This is a genomic window from Capnocytophaga sp. oral taxon 412 str. F0487 (assembly GCF_000271925.1).
Taxonomy (GTDB): domain Bacteria; phylum Bacteroidota; class Bacteroidia; order Flavobacteriales; family Flavobacteriaceae; genus Capnocytophaga; species Capnocytophaga ochracea.
Genome location: NZ_AJZR01000049.1, coordinates 91,321 through 106,861 on the forward strand (window position 1 = coordinate 91,321; position 15,541 = coordinate 106,861).

Sequence of the window (15,541 nt, forward strand, 5' to 3'; positions counted from 1 at the left end):
AATATTAAATATTTATTAATCAGTTAAATAAGAGTTACAGCTACTCTGCCGTTTAGATAGTGTTAGAGCGAAGCTAAGACGAAGGAAAGACGAACCTAAGACGAAGGTAAGCCGAAGCTAACGTCTTATTAAGCTGTATTTCAATTGGTAAAAACTTCAATTTTCGACATTGAAAAAAAAATGTTAAAATTGCCGATATGCCAAAAAAAATGCAATAGTTATTAAAGTTTTAATGTCAGAGGGCAAAAGTAGTAAAAAAATAGGGAAGACCAAGAATTATGGTTGAAAAATATTTATTGTGCGTTGCAATTTGTTAATTCTTTCGTATCTTTGCACCCTAAAATAATTGCATACAATGTTTCACAAGGAAGGTTTTAAGATTATTCTCATTACGCTATTCGCCGTGATAGGTATATCGCTTATAGCGCATTATTTTGTTGATATACCGTGGCTTAAGAAGCTTATACAGATAGTAGCTTTTTTATTTTTGATAGCTATATTGCAGTTCTTTAGAAATCCTAAACGCATTACGCCTAAAAATGACCAGCATATTATCGCTCCCGTAGATGGTAAGGTGGTGGTGATAGAAGAAGTGTTTGAGAAAGAATATTTTAAAGATAAACGTTTACAGGTATCGATTTTTATGTCGCCTGTGAATGTGCACGTAACTCGTTATGCTTTAGGCGGAAAGGTTACTTATAGCGAGTATCACCCGGGGAAGTATTTGGTAGCGTGGCACCCTAAGGCTTCGGAAGAGAATGAACGTACTACCATAGTGGTAGATAATCCTGTGTTCGGTGAAGTGTTATACCGACAAATAGCGGGAGCATTGGCTAAACGCATTGTGAATTATGCCAAAGTGGGAGAAACAGTGGTACAAGGCGAAGATGCTGGATTTATCAAATTCGGGTCGCGTGTAGACGTGTATTTGCCTTTGGGGACGAAAATAAATGTACAACTCAATCAGACCGTAAAAGGAGGAATTGATGTGATTGCTGAAAAATAAAGGATAAGATGCAGAGAATCTTATTGTTAATAGCATTAAGTTTTAGTGGATATGCTACAGCTCAAATAGATAGTCTGGTGCATACTACTGTTGATACCTTACTCGTTCGTACCAAAGATACGCTTACCATAGTAGCCGTTGGCGATGTGATGATAGGCTCCGGTTTCCCTGCTGGTTATTTGCCTAAGGACGATGCGGTGAACAGTTTTAAATACGTAAAACCCTATCTGAAAGGTGATATTGTGTTCGGAAATTTAGAAGGAGTGATACTCGATAGTGGCGATTCGGAGAAGTGCAAGAGTGGCGATTTGGAGAAGTGCAAGGATACAGAAGAGAGTCCTTGCTATGTTTTCCGTATGCCCAACCGCTATGGGAAAATCATTAAGGAAGCAGGTTTTAACCTGATGAGTACCGCTAATAATCACGCCAATGACTTTGGTGAAAAAGGACGGCGCAATACGGCTAAGATACTCGATAAGGTAGGTATATACCACGCAGGGCCAGTAGAAAAAAAGTCGGTTGTATTTGAGAAAGAAGGCATAAAGTACGGTTTTTGTGCTTTTTCGCCCAATAGCAATATGCTATCGATAAATAACATAGAACAAGCAACCGATTTGGTAAAGGAATTGCGCCCACAGGCGGATATCCTCATTGTTTCTTTCCACGGAGGCGCTGAAGGCTCTAAAAATACACACGTGCCGAGAGCTGATGAGTTTTTCTTCGGTGAAAATAGGGGGAATGTGTATAAGTTTGCGCACTCGGTAATAGACGCAGGTGCTGATATTGTATTGGGGCACGGGCCTCACGTTACCCGCGCGGTGGAAGTGTACAATAGGAAGTTTATCGCTTATAGTATGGGAAATTTCAATACTTATGGGCATTTTAATCTGCAAGGAGTTAATGGTATTGCTCCTTTGCTTGATATTAAGATTGACCGCAAAGGCAATTTTCTTTATGCCAATGTGATTTCAGTGAAACAGACGAAAGTGAAAGGATTAAAACTCGATAATGATTGCAAGGTGTTTAATGAGATGAAACGCCTTACTCATCTTGACTTTCCTGAGACACCTTTACACTTTGTGAATAACCAAATTTTGATTAAAACAACAGAACAGACAGATAACAAACTAATAACTAATAACTAAAATAAAAATGGGAAGAGCATTTGAATTTAGAAAAGCCCGTAAATTTAAACGTTGGGCAGCAATGGCAAAAACATTTACCCGTTTAGGGAAAGATATTGTAATGGCAGTGAAAGAGGGAGGTCCTCACCCTGAGAGTAACTCACGTTTGCGTGCCGTGATACAGAATGCCAAAGCCGCCAATATGCCCAAGGAAAATATTGAGCGCGCCATCAAAAAAGCAAGTGAAAAAGATACTGCAAACTATAAAGAAGTCCTTTTTGAAGGTTATGCTCCTCACGGTATTGCTGTACTCATAGAAACGGCAACCGACAATAACAACCGTACCGTAGCTAATATTCGCAGTTATTTTAACAAGTGTAATGGTACATTAGGCACATCGGGGTCAGTGGAGTTTATGTTCGACCACACTTGTAACTTCCGTATTAATGGCAATGGGATAGACCCCGAAGAGTTGGAACTCGAAATGATAGACTTCGGCGCAGAAGAAGTGTTTGTAGACGAAGACGGTATCCTCATCTATGCGCCTTTTGAGAGCTTTGGTGCTATCCAAAAAGAGTTAGAAAGCCGTAACATAGAAATCTTATCGTCAGGCTTTGAGCGTATTCCACAAGTAACGAAAGAACTTACCCCTGAAGAACAAGCCGATGTGGAGAAACTTCTCGAGAAGATAGAGGAAGATGAGGACGTGCAACAGGTGTACCACACAATGAAAGAAACGGAAGAATAATTAATGAGTTTATCCTTTACCCAAGAAGTTATGAACGAGGTAATGCAGAGTTTAACAGTGAGGGAAACTGTTCAATAAAAAGGTTAATCTTTATGAGAATAATATCAGGGAAGAATAAAGGAAAACAGCTTATAGCACCTAATAAATTGCCAGTTCGCCCTACTACCGATTTTGCGAAGGAAGCTCTTTTTAATATACTCAATAACTATTATTATTTTGAAGAACTTTCTGTACTCGACCTTTTTGCAGGAACAGGAAATATTAGCTATGAGTTTGCAAGTAGAGGTTGCCCCTCAGTATTATCAGTTGATAACCATAACGGTTGTGTGCAATTTATCAATAAAATAGCACGTGAATTAGTCTACCCTATTACAGCACTTAAAGCCGATGTATATGAATATTTAAAACGTACTACTCAGCAGTTTGATGTTATCTTTGCTGATCCTCCGTATGATTTCCCGATTGAAAAGTTTGTTACTATTGCCGATATTGTCTTCAATCAAAACTTACTTACTGAAAATGGGATGCTCATTATTGAACATTCGTCTAAAACAGATTTATCAGAACAGCCATTTTTCTCACAAGCGAAGAAATATGGAGGGAGTGTATTTAGTTTTTTTGAAAGAGAAGAACAAGATTAGAGTTTAAACTGCAACAAATATTTCTTAGTATCTTCGGAAATACGACGGCTTTCTCTTGCTTTTTGTATACTTTTATTTTGTACAAAAGGAGAAAGTGTTTTTGATTCTATGTAAGGGATTGTTGCTTCATATTGTTTTGTTAAAGCAGTGGCAAAGTACCACGCTATCATCATATTTATGTAATATTCATCTGAGGTAATTTTTGCTACCCAGGTTAAGTATTCTTCCTTAAAAAGAGCATCTAAATAATTAGACAATAACACCCCAATTCCGTAACGTACTGTATAGATTTTTTTGCTTGTAATCCATTGTTTAATGTGTTTTAATGTCTCTTCGGGGTATTTCAAGAAGATTTTAGGGGCAAAGGTATCACACGTAGCCCAATTATCAATATAAGGGAGGAACCGCTCTGTATATTGCATCGCTTTATCAAAATCTTTTAGCTGTTCAATGATAAAACCGTGTAGATTATTCTCCTCATAATAATAATGAGGTAACTCTTCTAAAAAAGACATTGCCTCAGTAGGGTAATGCTTTATTAATTCTTTAGCCAACGCTCGCATTGCAGGTGTTCTACCCCCTATAATACGAGATTTCTCCACAGTGGGAATCAAATTCGCTGTAAAATCTCTATAAGGAGAGTCTTCTAATGCCCATAACCGGTCTAAAATAATTTCTTTACTCATAATTTCTTTAAGAAGATTGTCAATCGTTAGGCATTAATCTCACATAACGGATATATCCTTTACCTTCAATTTTAGTGTTAAGGTTCTCGGTTTTAAATTCCACTTCAGCATCTTTAGCATAGTAATATTCATCTTCAACGGCAGTCTCAAAACGTATTTTGTAGCCCTTGTTCAGTTTACTATCATCAATTGTAAGTATCTTTACAGCGCGTTCTCCTCCGCTAATGGTAGCTCCCGTAATCCCATCAATTGTCTGGCGTTTGCCATAAAACTTCCACCATTGAGTAAGATCGTCGTACCATTCAGGGTCATCTCCAAGTATTTGTAGTGTTTGCTCATATTTACCTTCGGGATTGATGAGAGAAACTACTATGTAGGCTCCTTCACCCTTGTAATTGGTGAGTTGTATGAGGCATTTGTATTTTTTAACAGTTGCTTGCTGTACAAATGAAAGAGTAAGTAAAGCAATTATTCCTACGGCTAATGTTTTTAAAAAGTGCTTTTTTATCATCTTTATTACAAGTTTTAAAATACTACTATTTAGAATAAACTGATGCAAAGATAGGCAATAATTACTATCTGACAATTTATATACTCAACTTTTTTATTTTTCTCACTTTTCTTCGTACCTTTGCGCCTGAAAAACTGATAATTTATGAACAGTTCCAAGCTCCAAAAACTACAGCACCACAAGAATATAGCTACGGGGCTCTTTGTTTTAATGCTCATCATTTATATGGCAATGGTGGTATGGCATAAAAAAGCTCCCGAACTCACTTTTATAGGTTATATAAAGGCTTTTTCCGAAGCCGCTATGGTAGGAGCGCTTGCCGATTGGTTTGCAGTAACAGCACTCTTTCACAAACCATTAGGATTAAACATTCCACATACCAACCTCATTGAGGAAAGAAAGAATGACATCGGGGAGAATTTAGGTGATTTCGTCGTGGAGAACTTCCTTAAACCTAAACAGATACGTCCTTACATCACCGATATCAAAGTATCATCATTTATAGTTGAGTGGCTCTCGAAAGAAAGTACTCCTCACCAGATAGAAACTTTTGTAAGAAAAATACCTCTCAATGCAAAAGCAAGCGAAGTTCTCACCTCTTTTTTAGACGAGAATAAACATCAGAAATTCCTTCGGAAAGCTTTTGAAAAGGTAGCTACTTATCTCGCCGAACATCAAGAGCTGGTGCAACACGAAATTGACAGCCAATTTCCTCCTCTTGTTCCATCGTTTATTAAAGATACAATTACTCGGAAGGTAAGCAATGGGCTCTATCAGTTAATTGTAAAAGCATCGGAAGATGAAACACACCCTATCAGGGCTGAAATTACAGCGCAATTGTATGAATTTGCTGAAAAACTTAATACTCCTGAGTGGGAACAACACCTTGCAAAGCTATTGCGCACCGCTACGGAGCGCCTCACCGATGAACTCCGCCAAAATGCCCAGCTACAACACCAAATAGACGCTTGGGTACAGAAAACTGCCTATCAGTTTGTGCTAAAAAACAAAGAAGAAGTGGGGAAACTCATCAGTCATACGGTGGAGAACTGGGAGGGACGCGAATTGAGCGAAAAACTTGAATTGGAAGTAGGTAAAGACCTTCAATTTATCCGTATCAATGGCACTTTGGTAGGCGGATTAGTCGGTTTGGCTATTTACGCCCTTACTCAGTTATTCTGAAAGAGATATTAGCCTATTTGCTAACTTTTCTAATTTGCTAATTTGCTAATTCTTCCCTACCTTTGCGCCCGAAAATGTTTCAACTATGGATTTTGAAATACTAAAAACAGACGAACATACTAAAGCACGTGCTGGGAAGATTACTACCAGCCACGGCGTGATTGAAACCCCCATTTTTATGCCTGTGGGAACGGTGGGAAGCGTGAAAGGAGTGCACCAACGCGAACTGAAAGACGATATTAATGCCGATATCATCTTGGGAAACACCTATCACCTCTATTTGCGACCTCAAACAACCATTTTGGAAAAAGCAGGGGGCTTACATAAGTTTATTAATTGGGATAGAAACATACTTACCGATAGCGGTGGTTATCAAGTATATTCATTGGCTGCCAACCGAAAGATAAAAGAAGAAGGTGTAAAGTTCAAAAGTCATATCGATGGCTCTTTTCACGTTTTTTCACCCGAAAAAGTAATGGAAATAGAGCGTAGTATAGGTGCTGATATTATGATGGCTTTTGATGAATGCACGCCTTACCCTTGTGAATACGGTTATGCAAAACGTTCAATGCATCTCACGCATAGGTGGCTCGATAGATGCATTGCTCACCTCGAAAAAGTACCTCCTAAATACGGTTATCATCAAAGTTTATTCCCGATAGTACAAGGGTCAGTATATAAAGACCTTCGTACACAGTCTGCCGAATATATTGCAAGCAAAAATGCCGACGGAAACGCTATCGGGGGGCTATCAGTAGGTGAACCCGTAGAACAAATGTATGAAATAACCGAACTTGTATGCGATATTCTCCCCAAAGACAAGCCCCGATACCTTATGGGAGTGGGTACACCCGTTAATATATTGGAAAATATTGCTTTGGGAGTGGATATGATGGATTGTGTAATGCCCACACGCAATGCTCGCAACGGAATGCTCTTTACTGCAAAAGGAATTATCAATATTAAAAACAAAAAATGGGAAGATGATTTCTCGTCCATAGACCCTGACGGACATACTTACGTAGATACCTATTACACGAAAGCCTATTTACGTCATTTATTCGCTGCTAACGAGTTTTTGGGCAAACAAATCGCTTCAATTCACAATCTTGGTTTCTATTTATGGCTTGTGAGGGAAGCTCGCCGACAAATTGTAGCGGGTACTTTCCTTACGTGGAAGACAAAAATGGTTACTGATATGTCAAATCGTCTTTAAACAAATTAAATTAATTAATATACTTCTGATAAAAACGCTTTTGCGTCGCTAATTCCCCCTTTGGAGGGGGATAGGGGGAGGTCTAAAAAACAAAAAAATGAAAATACTCGACTGGTACATCTTAAAACGCTATCTTCTTACCTTCTTTATGATGATAATTCTCTTTATTCCTATCGGAATTATCGTAGATTTATCTGAAAAAGTAGACAAGATGATACAAAAGGGCGCTCCGATGAACGAAATACTGTGGTATTACCTCAGTTTTATCGTTTATTTTGCCAATATATTATTTCCCATCTTGCTATTCCTCTCTATCATCTGGTTTACATCAAAGTTAGCCAATAATACCGAGATAATCGCTATCCAGAGCTCAGGTGTATCGTATATGCGCTTTTTGCGTCCGTATATCGTGGGTGCGAGTATCATTTCGGTGATAGTGTTTTTTATGGGAATGTTTATTGTACCCGCTGCCAGCACTGTGTATAATGATTTTTGGAATAAGTATATACGTTCTTCGAAGGTGGAAAGCGTTTCAGACCTTTACAATCAGTTTTCTGACAATGATTACCTTTATGTAAGCTCGTTTAACTATCAAGACAAACGCGGGTATAACTTTTCAGTAGAACATTTTAATGGTATTAAGATGACGGAAAAGATAAATGCCGAAACGATTCAGTGGATAGACAGCACGAAAACCTATCGGCTTACCAATTACTCCAAAAGAAAGATAGGGGAGGGCGACGATGTGATAGTGAAACGCGACCAGTTAGACACGATATTCAATTTCAAGCCTGATGACCTAATGCCTATGGAATATACAGCGGAAAATAAGAACTTGTTTGAACTAAACAAGTTCATTGAACGCGAAAAGATGAAAGGTTCGCCCAATTTAAATATGTATCTATTGGTAAAATACCGTCGTTGGGGTGCAATAAGTACTGCCTTTATTCTTACGCTTATCGGCGTGGCTGTTTCATCGGTGAAAAAGCGCGGAGGAATGGGAATCAACCTAATGGTGGGAGTAGTCGTAGGGTTTAGCTTTGTATTCTTCGACCGTGTGTTTGGAACCCTTGCTCAAACCTCAGGAGGCTTATCACCTTTGATGGCTGTCCTTTTGCCTAACCTTATTTTCCTTATCTTAGCTATCTTGTTACTCCGGAAAGTAAGAAACTGATAGAGCATTTTACCCATTTGTAACACCAAAAGAAAGTGTTGCAACTGCAAAACAAAAGAAAGTAAATTTAAAAGATAATAAAGTAATAAGATAACAAAACTAAATAATAAGTAAAAAGCGTATTGTAATGCCAAAATAACTCACTGTAACTACAAACGAAAGTAATGTAGTAGCTTATAGTCTTATTTTAAATCGATATGAGAAGTTTACAAAGAATACTTTTTTACCAGCAAAAACAATAACTTACAAAGTACTATTTGGCAGGATTTTTGCGGTATAAAAATGAATGCAAATCATAATGATTTAACATTTTTCAACTAATTTATAGACCTTTTAAAATATGTAATATTATGAAGGAAAAGAGCACAGAATTAAAAACACTTGAAAACAGGCGTCTGTTATTTACCAATTACAGTGAAATAGCCGAATTGAAAGCTCAGTTAGAGGAATATCAATACAATGAAGAGGCTATGAAAGTAGGTAAAGCGCTTTATGACAAAGCACAAACCGCTTATAACGACAATTTGGCAAAAACAAGCCAAACGGTAGAGAAAAGAGCCTTGTTTGAAAAGGCTTATAAAGCAATGAACGACAAATATAAAGAGCATCGTAAGGTTGCAAAAGTAGCGTTAAAAGCATCTCCCGAAGCGCTGGTATCATTTGGATTAAAAGGAACGATGTCGCGCGATTATCTGGAAGGTTTAGCCACCACGAAAAAGCTTTATGAGGGCATTAAAATCACTACTACCCAGCGGGCAGCGCTCGACAGGTTCAAACTTACCGAAGCCGTCGCCGATGAACAGCTTTCAGCCATTGCGAAAGTGGAAGAACTCCGTGCGCAATACGTGAAATTGCGCGGTATCGACCAACAAGCCACTCAGGATAAGAACAAAGCCTTTGAGGCGATGAACAAATGGGTGAAGGAATTTTACGAAGTAGCCAAGATAGCCCTTTCTGACCGTCCGCAACTACTTGAAAGCATTGGTAAACTCGTAAAGAGTTAGTTGTAACGCAATAATATAAACATTTTAGCACAGAAGCCCACCCGCCACCAAAGTTAAGAATTTGTTCTTTTTCTTGTTTATAAATTTTTATTAGATTTTAGGGTGTAGCTTCTGTGTATTTTTAAATTGCACAAAAGAATAATATTATGAAAACAACTATAGAATTTAAAGAAACACAATTTTCTTATATATTACTGTCCATTTTAGCCCTTTTTATAGGGATTATAGCTTTTTCGGGCTATCAAAACAAAGGAGGTTGGGTAATAATTCTATTATTAGTGGCTATTTTAGTAGCTGTATTCTATAAACTCACTACTGTAATTGATGATTATGGTATTGCAGCTTCATTTGGTATCGGTTTTTTGAGTAGACGAATGAATTTTCAAGAAATGGACGTCTCTACTATTCAACTCATTGATGTTCCTTGGTATTATGGCATTGGAATACGGTATACTTCGGAAGGTATCATCTATAATACGAAACATAATAAGGCAATCAGGATAGTGTCTAAGGACAGAAAGAAAGTGTTTTTGGTAGGAACTGACCATTATGAGGAAATAAGGTCGATACTTCTGCAAAAGAACAACTAAAAGCCTCGCTGAAAGGTATATAAATGGAATTAGTAAAAGCAAAAAAGCATTTAGGGCAACATTTCTTAAAAGATTTGAACATTGCACAGAAAATAGCTGATACATTATCGCTAAAAAACTATAAAAAAGTAGTAGAAATAGGAGCTGGAATGGGCGTGCTTACTCAGTTTTTGCTCAAAAAAGATGTTGATGTGCACATAGTGGAAATCGATAAGGAATCGGTAGCTTATTTGGAGGCAAATTATCCTGCATTAATAGGAAAAATAATTGCCGATGACTTTTTGAAATATGATGTAGCGGGTTATTTAGCCGAACCATTTGCCATTATAGGTAATTTTCCTTATAATATATCCACTCAAATCGTTTTTAAACTACTTGAACTGCGAAAATACGTTCCTGAGTTTAGTGGAATGTTTCAGAAAGAGGTTGCCGAACGTATATGCGAGCACGAAGGCAGTAAAACGTATGGAATTTTATCAGTTTTAGTACAGGCTTTTTATGAAACGAGCTACTTATTCACAGTTTCGGAGAGTGTTTTTAATCCTCCGCCCAAAGTAAAGAGCGGTGTAATACGATTAGTACGAAAAGCTGACTTCCATTTAGATTGTGATGAAGGATTATTCTTTACCGTAGTGAAAACGGCTTTCAATCAACGGCGAAAAACCCTTCGCAACAGCCTAAAACCACTACTTACAGATGAGAATTTAAAACAAGACCCTATATTTGATAAACGTCCAGAGCAATTGCCTTGGCAAGAGTTTGTTTTTATTACTAAAAAAATCAGTAATCAAGTTTGATAGCTAACGATTTGACGTCTTAAAACTATGACAACTTTTAAAATAACAGATGAACTCATTGAGAAAATCCATAAACTCATTGAGGAAAAACAAAATAAAGAACTTACAACTCTCTTAAATGATTTACACTATGCCGATATAGCTGAAATCATTCACGAATTGGATATTGAAGAGGGGGTATACATCATTCGTTTAATTGATGCTGAGAAAACATCAGATGTACTCACAGAATTAGACGATGATTACCGTGAGAATATCTTAAAAAACCTTTCTGCAAAAGAAATTGCTGATGAAATCATCGAGTTGGACACCGATGATGCGGTGGATATCATCTCTGAATTGCCCGAAGATAGAAAAACAGAGGTTATTTCGCATATCTCGGACGTAGAACACGCCAAAGACATCGTAGAATTACTTCGTTATGGCGAAGATACTGCGGGAGGACTAATGGCGAAGGAACTTGTAAAGGTAAATGAGAACTGGAATGTACTAAAATGCGTAAAAGAAATGCGCGAACAGGCGGCTCACGTTACTCGTGTGCATTCTATTTATGTAGTAGATGATAATGATGTGCTTAAAGGACGACTTTCACTTAAAGACTTGCTTACTACTTCCACACGCTCAGAAGTGAAAGATATTTATATTCCAAAAGTAGACTATGTATACGTTACTGATACTGCCGAAGAGGTAGCTCACATAATGAGTAAGTATGACTTAGAGGCAATTCCTGTAGTTGATGAAATGAAACGTCTTGTGGGACGCATCACTATTGATGATGTGGTGGACGTGATAAAAGAAGAAGCTGAAAAAGACTATCAGTTGGCAGCAGGTATTACCAATGATGTAGAGGCAAGCGATAGTGTATGGAAACTTACCAAAGCACGTTTGCCTTGGTTACTTATTGGAATGTTCGGAGGATTAGGTGCAGCGAGTATTATCAATGGTTTTCAGGATACGATGATGATTTACCCTATATTATTGATATTTATTCCGCTTATTCAAGCTACTGCGGGAAATGTGGGAGTACAATCATCGGCGATAATAGTACAAGGATTAGCAAATAATTCTATCGACGGCGAACTTATCAAGCGGTTATTCAAAGAATTTCTATTAGGACTCATCAACGGAGGAACTATTGCAGGAATAGTGATATTAGTAAGCCATTTTGCTTTTCAAGCTGAGTATTTGGTAAGTATTACAGTAGCAATAGCACTCATTACAGTGATTGTAAATGCTGCTGTGATAGGTACTTTTATCCCGATACTTCTCCACAAGCGCGGTATTGACCCAGCGGTTGCTACGGGTCCGTTTATCACTACCAGCAACGATGTTTTAGGTATCTTGATTTACTTTTTTATCGCAAAAATGATATTAGGGTTTTAAAACAACCTTCATTTGCTTTTCAGCATTCACTTTTTGTTATTTTACAACACTTCCGCAACTACAAACGTGCTTCCTCCAACAAAGATAAAGTCAGTGGGAAGTGCTTGTGCTTTAGCAGCATTTAAGGCTTCTGCTACTGAAGAATATGCGTCCCCTTGGAGTCCTTTTGCAGTGGCAATTTCCTTTAATGTATCTACGTTAAGTCCTCTTGCAATAGCAGGACTGCAAAAATAATAGGTAGCTTCTTTTGGGAAAAGCTCTAAAACACTATTTACATCTTTTTCTTTTACAAAACCCACTACAATATGAAGATGTGTATAGGTTTGCTTTTTGAGTTGTTCCATCACATAAGTAAGTCCGCCCACATTATGTCCTGTATCACATACGATAGTAGGGTAGGAGCCAAGGGTTTGCCAACGACCTTTCAGGTTTGTATTGTGCACCACGTGTAAAAGCCCTTGTGCAATATTCTCCGGAGTAATATTCCACCCCTGGTGGATAAGCAAATCGGTAACAGCTATTACTCCTTTGATGTTTTTCTTTTGATAAGCACCTTGAAGGTCGGTTGTAAGAGAAGTTTCTATGTGATTGGCAAAAATAATAGGAGCATTTATTTCTTTAGCTTTTGCTGTGAAGACGGGAGCAGTTTCCTCTTGATATTCACTGATTACTACAGGCACATTTCGTTTGATAATACCAGCTTTTTCAAAAGCTATTTTAGGTAAAGTATCTCCTAAAATATCAGTATGGTCTTTGGAGATATTGGTAATAAGAGAAACTTCGGGAGTGATAATGTTAGTGGAGTCAAAACGCCCTCCTAAGCCTACTTCTATCACAGCGATATCTACTTTTTTATTCTCGAAATAGCTGAACGCCATTCCTACTGTCATTTCGAAGAATGAGAGGTGATATTCTTCCAAAAAGGGTTTGTTTTTAGCTATAAAACTTACCACATAGTCTTCAGGTATTTCCTTCCCATCAATTTTGATACGTTCGCGGAAGTCTTTGAGGTGTGGAGAGGTGTACAATCCTACCTTATATCCTGCCTCTTGTAGGATAGATGCGAGCATACTGCTGGAAGAACCCTTTCCATTAGTCCCTGCGATATGCAAACTTTTGAATTTTGTTTGAGGATTTCCTAACACCGAAGTAAAGGCAAGGATATTATCTAATTTGTTGTTCAAAGCGGTTTTACCTTGTGTCTGAAATATTGGCAAGCGGTTGAACATCCACGAAAGTGTTTCTTGATAATTCAATGTTAAAGATAGTTTTTAGTTGTTGTACAATCAAAAATGAGATAATCAGTTATACTATAACCATTATCTCATCTTGTTAATTATCAATTATTAATTGATTTCTTATTCTCCGAGTTTAAAGTTGATAACAATAAAACCTACTTGACGTGCAGGGGCATTATCATCCGCGTTCCAGCGATGCATAGCAGCTGTTTTTCGAGCAGCTTCCAGCAAACACTGAGCAGAGTTAGTAGTTCCTTTCACACCAGCAGTAGCTTTTACTACTTTACCACTACGGTCTACTTCTATTTGTACTACTACGCGTCCTTCCTCATTGCAGTTTTGAGGTACTTTACCTTGTGAAGCAATAGTACGACCTTTCAGTCCCCAACCTTTGCCAGTACCATTACCACTTCCTGAGCCATAATAAGAATTAGCGTACTGGCTACCATCTATCTGTCCTTGATAACCAGGTTGGTTGCCATCTCCTTGTCCTGAGGTACCACTACCACCTGCATTGGCAGCTCCCAATATATTTGATAACGCATCCGAAGTTTCCCGTGAAGGCTTAGGAGCGGGTTTGGGACTCTCTTTTGGAGGGTCTTTTTTAGGTGTTTCTTTCTTCTTTTCTTTCTTTTTAGGTACTTCGGGTACAGAAACTTCTTCGTTGTTATCTTGAGCCAAAAGGTTTTCCTTTACTTCCTGTGAAGTACTCTGTTCTGGCTGTGTTTGGGGAGGCGTTTTAGTTTCTTCCTGTTTAGTAGCACTTGGCGGAGGAGTGCGCTCGCCTATTCCTACCAAATCTACTCCATAGATGACCTCTATACCTTTTTCCGGCGGTGGGTCTAAGTACTTCATTCCTGCAAAAAACAGTATGAAGATTACTAAACACATCACAGCCGTAGTGAGTGCTAATGATTTACGTTTATGTTCTGTATCGAATAAATTCATATACCTTTCTATTTTGGACGGACAGCCAAAATCACCTTAAATTGGTTTTGGTTTGCCACATCCATCACCGTTACCGCATTTTCAATAGGAACACTTTCCTCTACACGCAAAATAATAGTAGGATTTTCTACTCCATTGAGTGCTGATTTGAGCTCTGTATCGAGATTATCTACTGAAATAGGTTTCTTGTCAAGAAAATAGTTTAAATCTTTATCAATGCTTACTGAAACGTTTTGTGTATTGGTGCTTTTACCTTTAGCTTTAGGCAATAACAAATCGAGTGCATTGGGGCTGTTGGCAGTAATCATAAAGAATATTAGCAACAGGAACACAATGTCCGTCATAGACGACATACTGAACTCAGGACTTATCTTATTTCTACCTTTTAATTTCATAATTAGATGAGAGTAGTTTTTTAAGACCTATAGAGGTTCGTTTAACAAGTCTAAGAATTCAACAGCATTGGCTTCCATTAAGTGTACCACCTTATCAGTTTTTACTACTAAGTGATTGTAGCCTACATAAGCAATAATTCCTACTATAAGCCCTGCTACGGTAGTTGCCATTGCAGTGTAGATACCACTTGCTAATGACCCCATCTCTGCCTGACCGCCTGCTGAAGCCATTTCGTGGAATGACATAATCATACCAACAACTGTACCTAAGAAACCAATCATAGGTCCTGCTCCTGCAATAGTAGCGAGAATAGCTGTGTTCTTTTCAAGATTGTAGACCTCTAAAGTGCCTGCATTTTCAATAGCTTTATTAATATCTTCAAGAGGTTTACCTATACGAGAGACCCCTTTTTCAATAAGGCGTGCTACAGGAGTATTCGATTGTACACAAAGCATTTTAGCGGCATCTAAGCGCCCAGCTGAGATACAATCACGTATTTTATACATAAAAGTTTTATCCATCTTAGAAGCTGCCTTAATAGCAAAAAGGCGTTCAAAATAGAGGAAAAGAGCTACAGCGAGCATCACAAATAAAATACCAATAATAATGATACTGCCCATACCACCATCTAGAATCAGTTCCATTATAGAAAGGGTTTTCTCTTGTACTGCGACGGGAGCAGTGTCAGTTGCAGTAGTTGCAACGTCTACAGAAGTTTGTAATCCTAACATATTATTTTTGTTTTTCTGTTTAAAAATATCGCAAAAGTAAGAAATAATTATCAATAGACAATAATTAATTAATAATTAACAATTTATAAAATTATAAATACTTGATAATCATTTGTTATTTAAATGAATAATTAACAAAAATACCTCTATTTCATTATCTGCTCTT

The 15,541-nt window shown here is 37.8% G+C and carries 17 protein-coding genes; 11 read left to right on the forward strand and 6 right to left on the reverse strand.

The genetic code is table 11. The features are described 5' to 3' along the window. Nucleotides 1-355 precede the first annotated feature (355 nt). The 4 genes from HMPREF1321_RS08285 (at nucleotide 356) to HMPREF1321_RS08300 (ending at nucleotide 3,519) form a co-directional block, all read left to right on the forward strand. Nucleotides 356-1,006, forward strand: a complete 651-nt coding sequence (locus HMPREF1321_RS08285) for a phosphatidylserine decarboxylase family protein (RefSeq protein WP_009422183.1) — start codon at nucleotides 356-358, stop codon at nucleotides 1,004-1,006. A gap of 8 nt (nucleotides 1,007-1,014) precedes the next feature. Continuing rightward, nucleotides 1,015-2,151, forward strand: coding sequence for a CapA family protein (locus HMPREF1321_RS08290; RefSeq protein ID WP_009422123.1), 1,137 nt, complete (start codon nucleotides 1,015-1,017; stop codon nucleotides 2,149-2,151). Nucleotides 2,152-2,158: 7 nt separating this feature from the next. Next, nucleotides 2,159-2,878 carry a YebC/PmpR family DNA-binding transcriptional regulator gene (locus HMPREF1321_RS08295; RefSeq protein WP_009422128.1) on the forward strand — a complete coding sequence of 240 codons (720 nt, stop codon included), beginning with the start codon at nucleotides 2,159-2,161 and terminating at the stop codon, nucleotides 2,876-2,878. A gap of 92 nt (nucleotides 2,879-2,970) precedes the next feature. Continuing rightward, a complete protein-coding gene (locus tag HMPREF1321_RS08300) occupies nucleotides 2,971-3,519 on the forward strand; it encodes an RsmD family RNA methyltransferase (RefSeq protein WP_009422191.1) in 549 nt (182 codons plus the stop codon). Here the strand turns inward: HMPREF1321_RS08300 and HMPREF1321_RS08305 are convergent. Both HMPREF1321_RS08305 and HMPREF1321_RS08310 read right to left on the reverse strand, forming a co-directional pair. Beyond that, nucleotides 3,516-4,205: a DNA alkylation repair protein gene (locus tag HMPREF1321_RS08305; RefSeq protein ID WP_009422167.1), complete on the reverse strand. Its 690-nt coding sequence runs from the start codon at nucleotides 4,203-4,205 to the stop codon at nucleotides 3,516-3,518. The two genes, HMPREF1321_RS08300 and HMPREF1321_RS08305, sit on opposite strands and share 4 nt — an antisense overlap. A gap of 19 nt (nucleotides 4,206-4,224) precedes the next feature. Continuing rightward, entirely contained in the window at nucleotides 4,225-4,716 is a 492-nt protein-coding gene (locus HMPREF1321_RS08310; protein ID WP_009422197.1) for a DUF2271 domain-containing protein, read from the reverse strand. A 144-nt stretch (nucleotides 4,717-4,860) separates the two neighbouring features. Here HMPREF1321_RS08310 and HMPREF1321_RS08315 point away from each other — a divergent pair, with 144 nt between their 5' ends. The 7 genes from HMPREF1321_RS08315 (at nucleotide 4,861) to mgtE (ending at nucleotide 12,062) form a co-directional block, all read left to right on the forward strand. Continuing rightward, the gene (locus HMPREF1321_RS08315) at nucleotides 4,861-5,898 is read left to right on the forward strand and encodes a DUF445 domain-containing protein (RefSeq protein WP_009422136.1); all 1,038 of its coding nucleotides are present in this window, start codon (nucleotides 4,861-4,863) and stop codon (nucleotides 5,896-5,898) included. A gap of 85 nt (nucleotides 5,899-5,983) precedes the next feature. Further along, on the forward strand, nucleotides 5,984-7,114 hold the full coding sequence (tgt, locus tag HMPREF1321_RS08320) for a tRNA guanosine(34) transglycosylase Tgt (RefSeq protein ID WP_009422126.1): 1,131 nt from the start codon (nucleotides 5,984-5,986) through the stop codon (nucleotides 7,112-7,114). A 97-nt stretch (nucleotides 7,115-7,211) separates the two neighbouring features. Beyond that, complete coding sequence (locus HMPREF1321_RS08325; protein WP_009422125.1) at nucleotides 7,212-8,288, forward strand: LptF/LptG family permease; 1,077 nt, start codon at nucleotides 7,212-7,214, stop codon at nucleotides 8,286-8,288. 350 nt (nucleotides 8,289-8,638) lie between these two features. Further along, nucleotides 8,639-9,292, forward strand: coding sequence for a hypothetical protein (locus tag HMPREF1321_RS08330; protein WP_009422185.1), 654 nt, complete (start codon nucleotides 8,639-8,641; stop codon nucleotides 9,290-9,292). A 146-nt stretch (nucleotides 9,293-9,438) separates the two neighbouring features. Next, nucleotides 9,439-9,882, forward strand: coding sequence for a hypothetical protein (locus HMPREF1321_RS08335; protein ID WP_009422192.1), 444 nt, complete (start codon nucleotides 9,439-9,441; stop codon nucleotides 9,880-9,882). Between the two features lie 23 nt (nucleotides 9,883-9,905). Continuing rightward, a complete protein-coding gene (gene rsmA, locus HMPREF1321_RS08340; protein ID WP_009422152.1) occupies nucleotides 9,906-10,679 on the forward strand; it encodes a 16S rRNA (adenine(1518)-N(6)/adenine(1519)-N(6))-dimethyltransferase RsmA in 774 nt (257 codons plus the stop codon). A 27-nt stretch (nucleotides 10,680-10,706) separates the two neighbouring features. Beyond that, the gene (gene mgtE / locus HMPREF1321_RS08345) at nucleotides 10,707-12,062 is read left to right on the forward strand and encodes a magnesium transporter (protein ID WP_009422153.1); all 1,356 of its coding nucleotides are present in this window, start codon (nucleotides 10,707-10,709) and stop codon (nucleotides 12,060-12,062) included. A 41-nt stretch (nucleotides 12,063-12,103) separates the two neighbouring features. Here mgtE and HMPREF1321_RS08350 read toward each other — a convergent pair whose 3' ends face one another. From HMPREF1321_RS08350 to HMPREF1321_RS08365, 4 genes are all read right to left on the reverse strand, one after another. Further along, complete coding sequence (locus tag HMPREF1321_RS08350) at nucleotides 12,104-13,318, reverse strand: bifunctional folylpolyglutamate synthase/dihydrofolate synthase (RefSeq protein ID WP_009422145.1); 1,215 nt, start codon at nucleotides 13,316-13,318, stop codon at nucleotides 12,104-12,106. A gap of 102 nt (nucleotides 13,319-13,420) precedes the next feature. Continuing rightward, on the reverse strand, nucleotides 13,421-14,248 hold the full coding sequence (locus HMPREF1321_RS08355) for an energy transducer TonB (protein ID WP_009422160.1): 828 nt from the start codon (nucleotides 14,246-14,248) through the stop codon (nucleotides 13,421-13,423). Between the two features lie 8 nt (nucleotides 14,249-14,256). Next, complete coding sequence (locus HMPREF1321_RS08360; protein WP_015782974.1) at nucleotides 14,257-14,643, reverse strand: ExbD/TolR family protein; 387 nt, start codon at nucleotides 14,641-14,643, stop codon at nucleotides 14,257-14,259. Between the two features lie 27 nt (nucleotides 14,644-14,670). Then, complete coding sequence (locus HMPREF1321_RS08365) at nucleotides 14,671-15,375, reverse strand: MotA/TolQ/ExbB proton channel family protein (RefSeq protein WP_009422165.1); 705 nt, start codon at nucleotides 15,373-15,375, stop codon at nucleotides 14,671-14,673. Nucleotides 15,376-15,541 lie beyond the last annotated feature (166 nt).

Coding starts and splice junctions, on each gene's coding strand:
- rsmA (WP_009422152.1), top strand. CDS start 9,906: ATGGAATTAGTAAAAGCAAAAAAGCATTTAGGGCAACATTTCTTAAAA.
- HMPREF1321_RS08360 (WP_015782974.1), bottom strand. CDS start 14,643: ATGAAATTAAAAGGTAGAAATAAGATAAGTCCTGAGTTCAGTATGTCG.
- HMPREF1321_RS08290 (WP_009422123.1), top strand. CDS start 1,015: ATGCAGAGAATCTTATTGTTAATAGCATTAAGTTTTAGTGGATATGCT.
- HMPREF1321_RS08295 (WP_009422128.1), top strand. CDS start 2,159: ATGGGAAGAGCATTTGAATTTAGAAAAGCCCGTAAATTTAAACGTTGG.
- HMPREF1321_RS08325 (WP_009422125.1), top strand. CDS start 7,212: ATGAAAATACTCGACTGGTACATCTTAAAACGCTATCTTCTTACCTTC.
- HMPREF1321_RS08335 (WP_009422192.1), top strand. CDS start 9,439: ATGAAAACAACTATAGAATTTAAAGAAACACAATTTTCTTATATATTA.
- HMPREF1321_RS08300 (WP_009422191.1), top strand. CDS start 2,971: ATGAGAATAATATCAGGGAAGAATAAAGGAAAACAGCTTATAGCACCT.
- tgt (WP_009422126.1), top strand. CDS start 5,984: ATGGATTTTGAAATACTAAAAACAGACGAACATACTAAAGCACGTGCT.
- HMPREF1321_RS08365 (WP_009422165.1), bottom strand. CDS start 15,375: ATGTTAGGATTACAAACTTCTGTAGACGTTGCAACTACTGCAACTGAC.
- HMPREF1321_RS08305 (WP_009422167.1), bottom strand. CDS start 4,205: ATGAGTAAAGAAATTATTTTAGACCGGTTATGGGCATTAGAAGACTCT.
- mgtE (WP_009422153.1), top strand. CDS start 10,707: ATGACAACTTTTAAAATAACAGATGAACTCATTGAGAAAATCCATAAA.
- HMPREF1321_RS08330 (WP_009422185.1), top strand. CDS start 8,639: ATGAAGGAAAAGAGCACAGAATTAAAAACACTTGAAAACAGGCGTCTG.
- HMPREF1321_RS08355 (WP_009422160.1), bottom strand. CDS start 14,248: ATGAATTTATTCGATACAGAACATAAACGTAAATCATTAGCACTCACT.
- HMPREF1321_RS08315 (WP_009422136.1), top strand. CDS start 4,861: ATGAACAGTTCCAAGCTCCAAAAACTACAGCACCACAAGAATATAGCT.
- HMPREF1321_RS08285 (WP_009422183.1), top strand. CDS start 356: ATGTTTCACAAGGAAGGTTTTAAGATTATTCTCATTACGCTATTCGCC.
- HMPREF1321_RS08310 (WP_009422197.1), bottom strand. CDS start 4,716: ATGATAAAAAAGCACTTTTTAAAAACATTAGCCGTAGGAATAATTGCT.